12 protein-coding genes are annotated in these 13,175 nt (G+C 47.9%); 3 read left to right on the plus strand and 9 right to left on the minus strand.

Annotated elements, in window-relative coordinates; all coding sequences use genetic code 11:
• Position 1 precedes the first annotated feature (1 nt).
• Positions 2 to 874 (minus strand): DUF928 domain-containing protein, encoded by an 873-nt coding sequence (locus tag PSE6802_RS0110060; protein WP_026103208.1) that lies wholly within the window; start codon positions 872 to 874, stop codon positions 2 to 4.
• A gap of 211 nt (positions 875 to 1,085) precedes the next feature.
• On the opposite strand from PSE6802_RS0110060, the gene PSE6802_RS34740 reads away from it, so the two are divergent.
• On the plus strand, positions 1,086 to 1,247 hold the full coding sequence (locus PSE6802_RS34740; RefSeq protein ID WP_225902664.1) for a hypothetical protein: 162 nt from the start codon (positions 1,086 to 1,088) through the stop codon (positions 1,245 to 1,247).
• Positions 1,248 to 1,628: 381 nt separating this feature from the next.
• Complete coding sequence (locus PSE6802_RS0110065) at positions 1,629 to 2,636, plus strand: RNA polymerase sigma factor, RpoD/SigA family (RefSeq protein ID WP_026103209.1); 1,008 nt, start codon at positions 1,629 to 1,631, stop codon at positions 2,634 to 2,636.
• Between the two features lie 94 nt (positions 2,637 to 2,730).
• On the opposite strand, the gene hisF is transcribed toward PSE6802_RS0110065, so the two are convergent.
• Positions 2,731 to 3,507 carry an imidazole glycerol phosphate synthase subunit HisF gene (gene hisF / locus PSE6802_RS0110070; protein ID WP_026103210.1) on the minus strand — a complete coding sequence of 259 codons (777 nt, stop codon included), beginning with the start codon at positions 3,505 to 3,507 and terminating at the stop codon, positions 2,731 to 2,733.
• Positions 3,508 to 3,548: 41 nt separating this feature from the next.
• Between hisF and PSE6802_RS0110075 the strand changes: the two genes are divergently transcribed.
• On the plus strand, positions 3,549 to 4,271 hold the full coding sequence (locus PSE6802_RS0110075) for a hypothetical protein (RefSeq protein WP_156815481.1): 723 nt from the start codon (positions 3,549 to 3,551) through the stop codon (positions 4,269 to 4,271).
• A gap of 13 nt (positions 4,272 to 4,284) precedes the next feature.
• Here the strand turns inward: PSE6802_RS0110075 and PSE6802_RS30950 are convergent, their stop codons facing one another.
• From PSE6802_RS30950 to PSE6802_RS0110110, 7 genes are all read right to left on the minus strand, one after another.
• Positions 4,285 to 5,955, minus strand: a complete 1,671-nt coding sequence (locus PSE6802_RS30950; protein ID WP_019499940.1) for a type IV pilin-like G/H family protein — start codon at positions 5,953 to 5,955, stop codon at positions 4,285 to 4,287.
• A 241-nt stretch (positions 5,956 to 6,196) separates the two neighbouring features.
• Complete coding sequence (locus tag PSE6802_RS0110085) at positions 6,197 to 6,988, minus strand: hypothetical protein (RefSeq protein WP_019499941.1); 792 nt, start codon at positions 6,986 to 6,988, stop codon at positions 6,197 to 6,199.
• Between the two features lie 36 nt (positions 6,989 to 7,024).
• A complete protein-coding gene (locus PSE6802_RS0110090; protein ID WP_019499942.1) occupies positions 7,025 to 7,795 on the minus strand; it encodes an ADP-ribosylglycohydrolase family protein in 771 nt (256 codons plus the stop codon).
• 29 nt (positions 7,796 to 7,824) lie between these two features.
• Entirely contained in the window at positions 7,825 to 8,874 is a 1,050-nt protein-coding gene (locus PSE6802_RS0110095) for a cysteine hydrolase family protein (protein WP_019499943.1), read from the minus strand.
• Positions 8,875 to 8,924: 50 nt separating this feature from the next.
• Positions 8,925 to 9,965: an IS630 family transposase gene (locus tag PSE6802_RS0110100; RefSeq protein ID WP_019499944.1), complete on the minus strand. Its 1,041-nt coding sequence runs from the start codon at positions 9,963 to 9,965 to the stop codon at positions 8,925 to 8,927.
• A 149-nt stretch (positions 9,966 to 10,114) separates the two neighbouring features.
• Positions 10,115 to 11,998 carry a hypothetical protein gene (locus tag PSE6802_RS0110105; RefSeq protein WP_019499945.1) on the minus strand — a complete coding sequence of 628 codons (1,884 nt, stop codon included), beginning with the start codon at positions 11,996 to 11,998 and terminating at the stop codon, positions 10,115 to 10,117.
• 143 nt (positions 11,999 to 12,141) lie between these two features.
• The gene (locus tag PSE6802_RS0110110; protein ID WP_026103211.1) at positions 12,142 to 12,960 is read right to left on the minus strand and encodes a protein phosphatase 2C domain-containing protein; all 819 of its coding nucleotides are present in this window, start codon (positions 12,958 to 12,960) and stop codon (positions 12,142 to 12,144) included.
• Between the last annotated feature and the right edge of the window lie 215 nt (positions 12,961 to 13,175).

The raw sequence follows: 13,175 nt of genomic DNA on the forward strand, positions 1-13,175 counted from the left end.
GTTAGGGTCTGTTTTCTACGGTATGGGGTGCAAGATCCGTTGCTACCGAAGCGTCAATCTTAGCTTGTAGTTCGCTTAAGAGCTTGAGATTGGGCTGCCCGTCACCGCGAAAATCGCGATTATCTTTTAACCCTACCTCTATCATATTGGCTCGCTCGCGTCGAGCTACTTTGTCATGAGGATTGACCTCTAACCATTTGGTATATGCATCAAATGCATCATACCAGTAACCGTAGCGTTCGTAGATTCTGGCTTTTTCTAAATCTGTTTTTGCCTTGCTCAGCTCGGCGATCGCCGCAGGCTTATTTTCCATCCGAACTACCACATCAGGGAGCTGAACGAGATCGGGTGGTACTTGAATTCTCCATCCCCGATCTTTACCAAACTCTAGTTCAGGGGCTGTTATAGGTAAGGTATACCTATACAGTCCCGTTTTTGTAGAAGTTGCACTTGCATTGAAGATAGTCTTAGCTGCACCTACACCTTTGATGGGCGTTTTGTGCGGATCTTTGCGCAGCATGAATTCTTGATCGAAAGTAATAGCTTCTATCGCAGAATTACTGGAGAACGAAGTATTGGTAATTGCTGTATCTCTGGGGATTGAAGCAATGAACCAGTAAAAAGTGGGTTGTGCAGAGAGTGTAAGTGCTCCATCATCAGGTGCAAGAAATATTATCTTAGGTAATTCCCCATGAACAGGACGAGTACCTCCACTAGTCTTACCAGATTCTGGTAGAGAACCCAGGCCGTATTTACTGCGGCGATTTTGGGCAAGTGCCATATCGTTAGTTACTAATGCCATTGTCGCTGTTAGGCAAGCAGTAGCTATGGCGATCGCTGAGCGAGTTTGCAGTGAATATCTAAGTGCGAACATAACTGTACCTTGTATATCTACATTGTATTTGCGCGTTTACAGTTATTTATTGGGTTACTAAGAGGGTGTCGAAATAGCGTGCAGATGGGTTCCCAGCACTTCAACTATTGAATTTCATTGGCTATGAGCGGCTCCACGCCAGCTAAAGCTCGTACCATCCTCTGCTGACCAAAAGGCGTAGTCCGGCGGGGGCAAGATCGGAGAAACCTGTTTGGCTTCGACCGTAGGTATCGTCAAACTCACATATATGACGACACCAGATCGCTACGGTTTAGTTCAGTTGGAGCAGCCAGAATCCTTAAATCTTGTGCTGCATCTATGTATTTATAACCGTTTGGATGATGTCATAAATATAGTTTTTTGGGCAACATAAGAGTGTGAGCTGTGTCACTTGCAGGAGCGATCGGAAAGGATATTCTGCTACTACTCTTAAATATTCCTTACAGGCAACAAGTCTAAGTTGAAATACTCAGAGAATGTATCTAAATCAGCTCATCAATATCATGAAGATTTCTACTTTAACTTTTTGAATAAATCTGTAATAATATTTAATCCAGCAAGAATGTTCGCAAAAAGCCAATCCTTCATCTTAAATGATTAGTGTATGTCGATTAACAAATTCAATTGTTTGGTTTACAAAACTTAATCTTAATTTCTAAAAGATAAGCCTAAAAAGCAAAAAGTTTGGTACTGCTTCCAGCCTTCTGGATATTTAGAGATCGACAGATCGGGACCTCAGTCAAGAGTCAAAATTATGTCTAAGCAAACGACCCACACGACCGGCAAGACTACTGTTAGACAACCTGGTAAGCACGCAAGCATATCGGCAGATATGGTGCGTACCTATTTGCATGAAATTGGCAGGATTCCTTTGCTAACCAGTGAGGAGGAAATTATCTTTGGCAAACAGGTTAAACAATTAATGGATCTAGTCGAAATCCAGGAAAATTTCTCGGAAAAACACGATCGCCTGCCAAATAAGCAGGAATGGTCAGACGCTGCTAGCATGACTCCTGCTGCATTAGATGAAGCGATCAGGCAAGGAACTAGAGCAAAGCGCAAAATGATTGAGGCAAACTTGCGCCTGGTAGTGTCAGTAGCGAAGAAATACCAAAAGCGCAATCTTGAGTTGCTAGACCTGGTACAGGAAGGCACTCTAGGCTTAGAGCGGGCTGTAGATAAATTCGATCCGACCAAAGGGTTTAAGTTCTCTACTTATGCTTACTGGTGGATTCGTCAGGCAATTACCAGAGCGATCGCTCAACAAGCTCGTACGATCAGATTGCCAGTACATATTACAGAGAAGTTAAACAAGATTAAAAAAGCCCAACGCCAATTAGCGCAATCGCTAGGCAGGGTAGCTACAGCAGCAGAGGTAGCCGAAGCCCTCGATATTAAAACCGAGCAGGTACGAGAATGTCTATCTTTATCCCGACAGCCCGTCTCGTTAGATCTGCGCATTGGCGATAACCAGGATACTGAGTTAGCCGACCTCTTAGAAGATCAGGGTCATTCGCCGGAGCACTTTACTTTGAATGAGTCTCTGCGCGATGATATCGCCAATTTACTATCTGAGTTGCCACCCAAGCAACGGCAGGTAATGGTGATGCGTTATGGTCTGGAAAACGGACAAGAAATGTCGCTGGCAAGTATCAGCAAGCACATGGATCTAAGCCGCGAGCAAGTACGCCAGCTAGAACGGCAAGCTATGGACAGTCTCCGCAAGCGCAGAGCTAGAATGCAAGAATATATTGCGAGTTAGGCAATTTCCACAAACAATTTACCGATAGTTGTGGGGGCAGGGGTTCTGTTCCTACCCCGTGAAGGTCGTGATGATTTCCTATTTTCAAGGAGATTCACGACCTTATTTGCCGTGTAGGGATTTGATGGTTGGAGAGGTAATCCTTAATTTCGGCGATGCTGAGTTGACCGTAATGCAGCAACGAAGCCAGCAAAGCGGCTTCGGCTTTACCCTCGGTGAGGGCCTGCCGAATGTGCTCGCAGTTACCTGCCCCTCCAGAGGCAATTACTGGCACTTCCACCCGCTCTGCTACTTGCCGCGTTAGTTCTAGATCGTAGCCCGCCTGCGTGCCGTCCGCATCCATGCTGGTGAGTAAAATTTCGCCCGCACCCCGTTTTACCACTTCCTCAACCCATTCCAGAGCATCAATTCCAGTATTTTCGCGCCCGCCACGCACGTACACGTCCCAACCTGGTCGGGCAGGATCGTTGCGCCGACGGGCATCGATCGCTACGACAATGCACTGGTTGCCGAAGCGATCGCTACTGCGATCGATCAGGGTAGGATCTTGAACGGCAGCGGAATTAAGACTGACTTTATCGGCTCCCGCCCGCAATAGGTCGCGAATTGTCGCCGTATCCCTGATGCCACCGCCAACGGTAAGCGGAATAAATACTTGTTCTGCCGTGCGGTATACGACATCCAGGATAATATTGCGGTCTTCATGGGTAGCTGTAATGTCAAGGAAAACCAGTTCGTCGGCTCCGGCTTGATTGTAAGCTTGAGCCAGTTCGACTGGATCGCCTGCGTCTTTGAGATCGACGAAGTTGATCCCTTTGACCACTCGACCGGCTTTGACATCTAAACAGGGCAAGATACGTTTTGCTAACATCAATTAGAACTCACTCAGGTGGATATAAAGTGCAGATAAAATTGCGAAGCTATAAATTCAAGCAAGCTTTACAACAATTTTTAGCGACGATTGGCTTTTCTATTGTTACATCTCTGGGAGCGTTGCCAGTATTTCCCGCGCCAGCAGGGACGACATGGCAAGTTGGAGGGCAGCCCACATTGATATTTGCATATCCCGATGCCCAGTCTAATACGCGCATCGACCAACTCAACCGCCGACTAGCCGAAATTGTGGCAAACCTGAATCCCAGCCAGGTTTGGACGGTCGATACTTTCCCTGCACTAACTAAACTTCCCACCAAAGCACAAACACCCAGCCCCGTACTTAGATCGGTGACGATTCGGGTACAGGGGCAACCCTTACTAGAGGTAACGGAAGCCGATGCACAAGTTCACAATGCTGCCTCGGTAAACGAGCTAGCTACTACGTGGGTGCAGGCTCTATCCTACGCGCTCAACCAAACGACAGTGAAGCAGCGCCTGGTCGGTACGATTGGGATGCCCAACCAGATCGTCTATAAAGGCAAGACCTACTACCTGAACTCCGAGGCAGTGGGCGATCGCGGCTGGTTTCGCACGGACGGTCAGCGCGTTGCAGGCAAAGTCATCTTTTGGGAACTCCCACCCGACAAGAGATTGAGTACTGCCAGCAATCCCAATCGCAGTTTCACTGCCCCAGAATCTCCATCCAAGATCTACATCCTGAATCGCTACATGCAGTTTGTGCCGTACTCCAAGCTATAGTTAAAGTCTTACTCTATCTATCCACCTGCGTGTAACCAGGCGGGCATTTTAGCCGTGCGTCGGTATATTCGCTAGAAGCTGTGGGAGTGGGTGGGATGGCTTTTGTGGGGCGATTGCTCTCACACAGAATAGTAACACTTATAACATCAGATATATTTCTTGATTTCAGCACAAACACGGCACCAGTATAGCTTCTCAAACCATCTTTCTTGGCAATTCCCATTGTCTGCACCCGTTTATTATCCAATACTCTCACCCTGTAGGAATAATCATAGGTTTCTGATTTAATATCAAGCTGTAAATCTTCAATGCTAGATGAGAAACGATTTTTTCCTAAGAAGAAAACTTGCTGGCCTCTATTCAGCATACTAACTGAGTTCATTGCACTGGGAGACTGTCTGAGATCTGTGTAGCCAACTGGGCAGTTCAGTAGCGCATCGGTATATTCGCTAGAAGCTGTGGGAATGGGTGGGATAGCTTTGGTAGGGCGATCGCTCTCGCACAAAATAGAAATAGTTCCAATATCCTGTGTGTTTCTTATTTTCAATACAAACACGGCACCTGTGTAGCTTCTTAAGCCATTCTTCTTTGCAATCCCCATTGTTTGCACCCGTTTATTATCAGATAATCTAACCTTATAGGAATAATCGTCAGTTTCAGTATTTATGTGTATTTCCAAATCTTCAATACTGGATGAGAAACGATTTTTTTCCAAGAAGAAAGCTTGCTGACCTCTATTCAGAATGCTAACTGAGGTCACTGCACTGGGAGATTGCTTGGGAGCTGTGTAGCCAACGGGGCAATTCAGTTTGGCATCGGTATATTCGCTAGAAGCTGTGGGAATGGGTGGGATAGCTTTTGTGAGGCGATCGCTCTCGCACAGAATATCAACACTTGTAACATCCGATGTATTTCTTTCTCTCAAAACAAACACTGCACCTGTATAGCTTCTTAGACCATCTTTCTTGGCAATCCCCATGGTCTGCACCCGTTTATTATCAAATACTCTCACCCTATAGGAATAGTTATTGGTTTCCGATTTAATGCCAACTCCTAAATCGTCAATACTGGATGAGAAACGATTTTTCTCTACGAAGAAAGCCTGCTGCCCTTTATTTAGAGAGCTAGTGTAGCTTCTTGCCTCTGACTGTCTAGCTTGAGATCTTATCAGGTTAACTTCTTGTTCGCTGAGTCGGGAATCAGGAGAGAGAGTTGTACGATCGGATACTCTCTCTAATGAGAATAATGAGATTGAGAAATTTTCCCTGTTAAAGGAAGTTGGTCTAGGTTCGCCAGGTCCACTAATAGCCAAACGCAATTTGCCATCATTCGTCAATTCAAAAATTCCTAATTGAGTTTCTCCATACAAAGATAGATCGATGTAGTTATCATTCTGTTTTTGAAGTTGATATTTGAAGGGTATAGCCACACCAGTTTTGTGTTGTATCAGCATTTCGCCTTCGGGGGTAAAAATTATGTTTCGACCGTTTCCTTGCCATGTACCCAACAGCTTTTTACTGGAGGGGTTAGTTAATTCGTTGGAGTAAGCAACAGTGTTGCCGGGCGATCGCAAGATCGAACCCCATAAGCCAAAGCCAGCTAAAGCCGCCAGCAAACTCGAACCAGATACAATAAATGCCCACTGCCAAAGCCCGCGACGAGGATTGCTTTGAGGATGTGTCATAAATTAAAGCCCTAGGTACAGAACAAAAAGTTGCAAAGTATGCAGGAAGGGGGGCATGGAAATAAGCACATAACGCTGACACCCCACAAGAGCAATTATCCTACGCAAAGAAGCATTACGTCCACGCCTAATCGTCAGGCAGAAATTTTGTCGCGCTATCTGACTTGTCCCTTGCCTTTCAGGCGAATGCGGCTGCCCGATTTGGCTCCTGGCGGTATGCGAACTGTAACTGTTTCGTGCATTAGGGATTGCCAAAGCCACCGAGAGCGGATTGGCTAAAGCTGTTTGCACTCTGGCTCACTCGCACCGCTGACTGCGAGAAAACCTGAAAGGCTTTGCGAATCTCGGTATCTGAATTACCAGGCGTGAGAATCCAGCGATCGCGAATTCCCATTTCCTTAAATACCTGACGGAAATCTGTGTGTCCGCCATCATCAATGCCCATAGCCGCTACGATGTGGTTTTCAGCCATCAACATATCCTGCACGATCGCCGCAACTGTTTTAGCACTGGCTCGCGCGGAACCAGCATCGGCACCGTCAGTAATAATCAACGTCACGGTGCGGACGGGTACGCCATTATCGGCAAACTCCTGCGCTTTAGCCAGAACTGTTCCTAACAGCACGACAGTTTGGTCGTAGAGGGGCGTTCCCTGGTTGGGATTGTAGTTTTTCGTATCCATGCGTACCGCCTGGGACAGGGGGCAGTAGGGATAGAGAACGTGTCCGTTGAGATAGCGATTGTGCACTAGAATGCTATCCTTTTGATTCGATGCCGCAAGGGCATCGAGGACGGAATTATGACCGCCGCGTACAGCCTGCACGTTGCCGCCAAACTGAATCGACCCCGAATCGTCGGGCATAATCGTGACGAGCACGACTTCGCTCGCCATCACATCATCGACATGGATGCCCAATCCAGCCTGGATTTGAGCGCCAATGTCGATAACGTTGAGCGCTTGCATGGATTCATGGGAAAGCAGACCGTCTTCGTGGGCTGTTTGGAACAAATCGTTGATATTGGGTGCGTTCATAGTAGTAATTGGTAATTGGTAATTGGTGGTTGATAGTTAGTAGCTGTATTTCGCCATGAATCTTTCCGTAACGAATCGGAGAGATTCGTCCAGTCGTTCTAAGGTTTGTCTGGCGATCAATTCGGGTACCCCGCCGTAAAAAGCTTGGGCAATGCCACCTGTAATGCAGGTCAGCGTATCGGTGTCTCCACCGAGGGATACGGCGTTGCGAATGGCATCTTCAAAGTCGGTAGATTCTAGAAAGGCTCTAATTGCTTGCGGCACTGTCTCTTGACACGATTCGTTGAATCGGTAACTCGGTCTAATTTCATCGAGAGACTGGCTCAGATCGTAGCTAAAGGTAGCTTCTATGTAGGATTGAATGTCCTTCTGTTCGCTGCCAGTGCGGGCTAAGAAGATGGCTGCTGCGGTGGCTTGCGCGCCCTTGATACCTTCGGGATGGTCGTGCGTGACTTCTGCACTGCGTTTGGATTCTTGCAATACGGTTTCTAGATCGTCAAAGGCGAATCCCACAGCGCTGACGCGCATGGCCGAGCCGTTACCCCAACTGTTATAGGCCGTAGAACTATCAGATGAAGCCCAACGATGGAACATGCCTCCATAACCCGCACCGGGATATTTGCGGTAGTAGTCTTTGAATTTTTTGACGTATTGACCGCCATTGAGAATGGTGTCGGCAACTGCTACTGTCAGTACCGTATCGTCCGTAAAGAAGCACTTCGAGCCAAACAATGGGAATTCCTTCGTTTTGATATTGTGGAATTCGTAAATGGAGCCGATGATGTCACCGGCGATCGCGCCCAGCATAATTTTCTCCTTTATCTTCTAATTTCAATTTACAAACTCAAATCTGCCCAAGCGTCCAGAGCGTCGGTAGACTTCACCAGATGCATACCCGCATCGGCAAAGCGCTGGAATGCTGCATCGGCTTGCGGCGTGAAATCGACGATCCCAGGCACGACTACGGGCGAAGTACAGTCTTCTAATAGGTAAACTTTTTTCGCCAGTTTCGGATCTTGCGTCAGAATTTCCGTCAGCAGGTCGTCGATCGTCCAGGCGACGCAGTGGCTCTTGGCCTGACCTGCGATAATGACGGCATCGAATTCCAACAACTTCTGTAAAAAGCGGGTATTTTTCTGGGCGATCGGTCTGCCATCAGAGCCTTCGAGTACTTCAGGACGCAGTACCGAATAATTTTCCGTGAGTGGATTCCCTCCTTTAATTTCAAAGTTGGTCTGGCTGTTACGCGCCATATTATGAAAGAACATCGCTTCTTCTACGGCAGACACCAGCGCGTGTCCGATTCCTCCCAGCATGGAGTGATAGGGCCAGATCATCAGGGGATATTTCCCCTCATCGCTGAGCTTCTGGACGTAGTGCAATGCGTGCTTTTGCAATGCCAGGTAATTGCCTTTAGCAAGGCTGTAGGCAACAGCGGGATTGACTTTCCATTTCCCTTGCTTGACATCATCTAAGGAGATGACGGTAGCGGCGGGGATGGGATGCTCGCCTGCATCGTTAATCCAGAAAATGGGATGGAAAATCTGCATGGAGGTATGCGTATCCATCGTGGGAGCAATTTCCGTAATGGTGCCCAAATTGCGATAGATGAACTCGCACAGCCGTACGTTGTCTTCGACCGCACCCATGCCCGATCGCCCGCCCACAAACAATTCAAAATTGGGAATGCAGAAGGTATTTTGCACGTCGATCGCCATCAGGCAAATGCGAGTTTTATCCTTGGCCGCAGGCTGGATATTGTGTTGTTTTGCCCAGATTTTCGCTTCGGCAGCGCGATCTTGATAGGGCACTCGCCAGACTTCGCCGACTTTGGCGCGATCGAAGCGATCGGGAATGGGGAGTTGAGTGTTAGTTTGAGTATTCATAGTTCTAATGAAGTGGTAGTTATTGCCTTGGCAATAAAATAGAATGCAATCTATAGAGCAGCATAAATAATAGATGGATGCTTAAAGTAACTCCTAATGTGGGCAGGCAATCTCTGCAATTTCTGCAGTTGAGATAGCAATCTATGTTTTAATTGACCCAGGTTTCGCGTCAGAGGTTTGGCGTGAACTCCCTGTTTCACATCACCATTGAAATACTCTACTGGATTCAACTGCGGCGCATAGGAAGGCAAATAAAATAACTCGATCTCCTGGGAGTGCTGTTCTAACCATTGCTGCACGGGGCGCTCTCGATGGACGGGATGGCGATCCACGATCCAAAACAGTTTGCTTGAACGCTTGTCAATCAACCGTTGCAGAAATTCAATAAATACTGGGGCTGTCAAGGTACAGGTGTAAAGCATAAATTGAATCGTGCCTTGATTACTGATGCTAGCAATGAAATTCAACCGTGTCCGCTCGCGTTTACTAGGACGAATTTCAGGGGGATGTCCCTTGGGTGCATAACCTCGCCCTCCATACTCATCAGAACTGAGTCCCGATTCATCTCCCCACTCGATTTCGGCACCTTCTGCTTGTGCCCGTTGCTCAATCGCGGGATATTCTTCCTGTAACCAGTGTTTCACGGCAGCGGGGTCTTGCTCATAGGCACGTTCGATCGGCTTCTGGGGGCTGTAGCCCCATCGTTTGAGATATTCCCCCACTGTGCGTATCGGCATCTCCACTCCTAATTCTTGCTCGATTAGTATTTGCACGGCTTGTCTAGTCCACAAGGCGCTCTCGATCTGGTAATCCTCCGGGCTGTGTCCCCGCAGCATTGCTTCAATCGTTGTTTCCTCTGAGGCACTTAAACTGCGCCCTTCCCCTACCTCTCGTCCTCGTCGCTGCTGAAACAGGGCTGCTTCTCCGTAATCTTGATACGCCCACCACCACTCCGTAATCGTGTTACGATGAATCCCCAGGTACTCACTAATATCACATACTCGTTTCCCTTGTTCTCGCAACCGGATCGCTTGCTGTCGAAGGTAATTTTGCGTTTCTATCGATAGGTGTCGGCCATCTGGTTTATCCATGTCAAACCTCCTTGTGCCTTTACTTCTATTATCCTATGCTTTCTTTTTCATTGCCGGAGCAATAGTTGTGGAATGGATAGTAATAGAGTTACTATCGAGATCGTCTCAGATCTGTAATTTCATAGTGCCTTCCTCTAGGAAACTAAAATTCAAGCTATTTTGAGCAAGTGAATATCGCTGCGATTAACTACATATAATCCCTGCGACGATCCATACAGATGACAACTAGAATCGACAAATGATTCTGTATTCGGAAATTCTTTCACCCTCACGATTTTCCCTCCTTGCGGCTCCAGGCGCACGATGCCTTCGTCAGTGGCAGCGAGGAGAAAATTGCCCGCCGCAAACTTGCCGCGAATATTTGCCAGCCAGGAGGACTCGCTACCATCTATCTCCGCCGAGGCGATCGCTTCGCCATTGGTGCGAATAACATGTGCGCGGTGGTAAATTCTACCCTGCACCTGAATTGCCAGGAACAACCAGCAGAGATCGTCGCTAAAGACGCAATCCGCATCTACTAACTGTCCTTGCCAAATTGGCAGCTTGACCCTGTCATTTATACTATGTCCTCTGGTATCGAATACGAAAGCAACATGGAGATCCATCGCCTGATAGAATCCAAAACCAAAGCGAGAACCCACCCAGAATTGAGTTCGATTTGCCAGCACGTCCCCAATATACTCGGAACCTATGGAGCCTTCGCGCAAGAGCTGACCGTTATGCAACCAGTAGCAGCCGATCTCGTTGCAATCGCAGGCAGGCAAACCGCGATCGCGATCGACTGCTAATTTCAAAGGCTTTGCCCTCGATCCCAAAGAGATGACCTGACCGTGCTTGCCAACTAGCGTCGATTTCCCTTGCAACCAGAATCGCATTTCAGCGTCTAGATCTCCTGCAAGTACGGCACTACCATCTTCTCGTTGGAAGACACCGCGATCGTAGTAGAGCCAGTTCAACTCATCCCTATGTAACGCTGCCTCCAGGATTACGCCCGTAGTTTGGAAAATCCGCGTAGCAGTGACGGAATCTCTCACAATCTGGACTTGAAGTTCCCTATAGTTCCGCGCCACCAACTGACTGCCATGACAGACAGGACAGCGATCGCGAGCGCTTTCTATACCGCAGTTAGCACACTTATTCCAATGCAGATCCTCAAGCAAGGCGATTGGGAATGCACCTCGGCGATCGCGCTCGAAGCAGAGATGGAAGTAGTGCAGGAGATCGTCGGAGAAAACTCCGTAAGGAATGGCAGGTTTGGGATACTTGACCTCGGAATTAAAGATTGTAATTCTTTTCAGCGGGCGAGTCTCGTGCGGAATTTTATGCCCATCGTCTTTGGGCTTGTAAACGCCGCCGTAGGGATCGACAAACAACAGGCACTGCATTAACATGACTGTAAAGGCATACCAATCGGAATCGGGATTGTACGCTTCCTGCAAAACTGGCCTGCTTTCAGCGGGATCGCACAGTAAAGGATCGACAAATCGAGAGGTAAACATCTGACAGAGAAAGCGATCGTACTGAAACGAATCGACATCGATGAGATAAGCCCTATCTCGCAGCACCAACACGTTCAGATCGTTAAAGTCCCCAATCGTTACTTTAACAGCGTGGAGCTTCGACACCGTATCGTGTAAATCTTGAAAGATAGACATCACGGTTTCGTTCGCGATGCCGCTGGCGGTGCGGAAGTTGCGATTGCTATATTGCAGCAAAGGAGTTGCCCCTTTTAGCAAAGGCATCGTATAACCGATAATATTCTTTCCCTGTTTGTCCGTGGCGAGTTGCTCGGGCGCGATCGCTCGCTCGGGGAGATGCGATGGAAAAGATCGCAGCTTGGTCTGATGAGTGACTAAGCGATCGCGGGCGGCTTGTTGCTCGGCGGGCAACCCTTGATAGTCCGGGCAATCTGGTTGCTTAAAGACCTTCAGTGCCTTATTCCCCCCCATATCAAATACTTCTGCTTCTCCACCCTTCCCAATCGCTCGATTGGGACTCAACTTAATTCTTTTGCCATTGACATATACGTCCATTTCACGCACCCCCTTGTCATCAATTCTCAATTTTTAGCTATCGCTTGCCAACTTTACGCTGAATATCCGGTAACTCTCACCCCTACCCTGAGGGAGGGAGGAATAGAACCCTGTCGGGGGCTGCGCCCCTGCGATCTCAGTTTTTACTCTTTATCTTGCATTTTCCGCTTTCTAATCGCTATCAGTGTTGTATCGTCGGGTAAAAGACCGACTGCTTTAATCGAGCGGCGACCCTGCCAATCGATTTTGGTCGCTTCGCGGTTCATGCGCGATAACTTGCGGCGGATTGCGTCTTGATTGGCGAAATATCGATCTTCCAACCAAAACTGCGAAATCTCTCCCACTTTTTCCTGTTTGCCGGGTAAATTCATCGACTCAGCCGCACTAAAATCCTCCACGCCATCTGTTCCGATCAGAATCGATCGCACCTCCTCTGTGGGCAGGCGATCGCAAATCTGAAAGCCAATGGCATCGGGGCAGTACAGCCCGTAGGCCAAATACGGAGGAGCATTGTCGGGAAATGGGCCGATTGGGTCGATCTTCCCATTTACGGCAATTAGACCATCTCCGAGCGAGAACGTAACTGTTTCCATTGGTGTCACGATCGCGCCGACAATCGTGAATAAAAGATAATTGTTGACAACGCGATCGGTATTGCGATCGCGACCTCCCAGAGATTTTGCTAAATCGCGCAGTTGCCCTAGTAGATCTAGCTTAATCTTCTCCCAAAATTCCGCATCGACGCGATCGCAGAGATTATTGACAATCGCTTCGACTGCCAGCCGTGCGCCCAATTTTGCCCCTACTTCGCTATGCTCCCCACTACCACAACCATCGCAAACCACCGCAATCGTTGCTTTCTCTGTAGAAGTGCAGAAATAAGCATCCTGATTGTTCTTACCGACCGATCTGTGATGGTTACCCGCGATCGAGCCACTTGCTACTTCAAACAACGCTTGCATTGTCATATAGTGTAGGAATTACACTAATTAATATAGTGTGCTTTTAACACTAAGTCAAGTATTTTTTATTTATTTTTTCAAATTGCCTGCTGTTAATGTTTTGTAGAGATCGCTAGATAAAATTGCAGTAAGATCGTCCATTGCACGGCGATGCCACTGGCGATCGCCAGCAGCCCCCCGAGAAGCACCGATTAGGCAGACATGACTAACTGGCT

It is taken from the genome of Pseudanabaena sp. PCC 6802 (assembly GCF_000332175.1).
Lineage (GTDB): Bacteria > Cyanobacteriota > Cyanobacteriia > Pseudanabaenales > Pseudanabaenaceae > PCC-6802.

Excerpts from the sequence above, each read along its gene's own strand:
- PSE6802_RS0110060 (WP_026103208.1), bottom strand. The coding sequence starts at position 874 with ATGTTCGCACTTAGATATTCACTGCAAACTCGCTCAGCGATCGCCATA.
- PSE6802_RS0110065 (WP_026103209.1), top strand. The coding sequence starts at position 1,629 with ATGTCTAAGCAAACGACCCACACGACCGGCAAGACTACTGTTAGACAA.
- hisF (WP_026103210.1), bottom strand. The coding sequence starts at position 3,507 with ATGTTAGCAAAACGTATCTTGCCCTGTTTAGATGTCAAAGCCGGTCGA.
- PSE6802_RS30950 (WP_019499940.1), bottom strand. The coding sequence starts at position 5,955 with ATGACACATCCTCAAAGCAATCCTCGTCGCGGGCTTTGGCAGTGGGCA.
- PSE6802_RS0110085 (WP_019499941.1), bottom strand. The coding sequence starts at position 6,988 with ATGAACGCACCCAATATCAACGATTTGTTCCAAACAGCCCACGAAGAC.
- PSE6802_RS0110090 (WP_019499942.1), bottom strand. The coding sequence starts at position 7,795 with ATGCTGGGCGCGATCGCCGGTGACATCATCGGCTCCATTTACGAATTC.
- PSE6802_RS0110095 (WP_019499943.1), bottom strand. The coding sequence starts at position 8,874 with ATGAATACTCAAACTAACACTCAACTCCCCATTCCCGATCGCTTCGAT.
- PSE6802_RS0110100 (WP_019499944.1), bottom strand. The coding sequence starts at position 9,965 with ATGGATAAACCAGATGGCCGACACCTATCGATAGAAACGCAAAATTAC.
- PSE6802_RS0110105 (WP_019499945.1), bottom strand. The coding sequence starts at position 11,998 with ATGGACGTATATGTCAATGGCAAAAGAATTAAGTTGAGTCCCAATCGA.
- PSE6802_RS0110110 (WP_026103211.1), bottom strand. The coding sequence starts at position 12,960 with ATGCAAGCGTTGTTTGAAGTAGCAAGTGGCTCGATCGCGGGTAACCAT.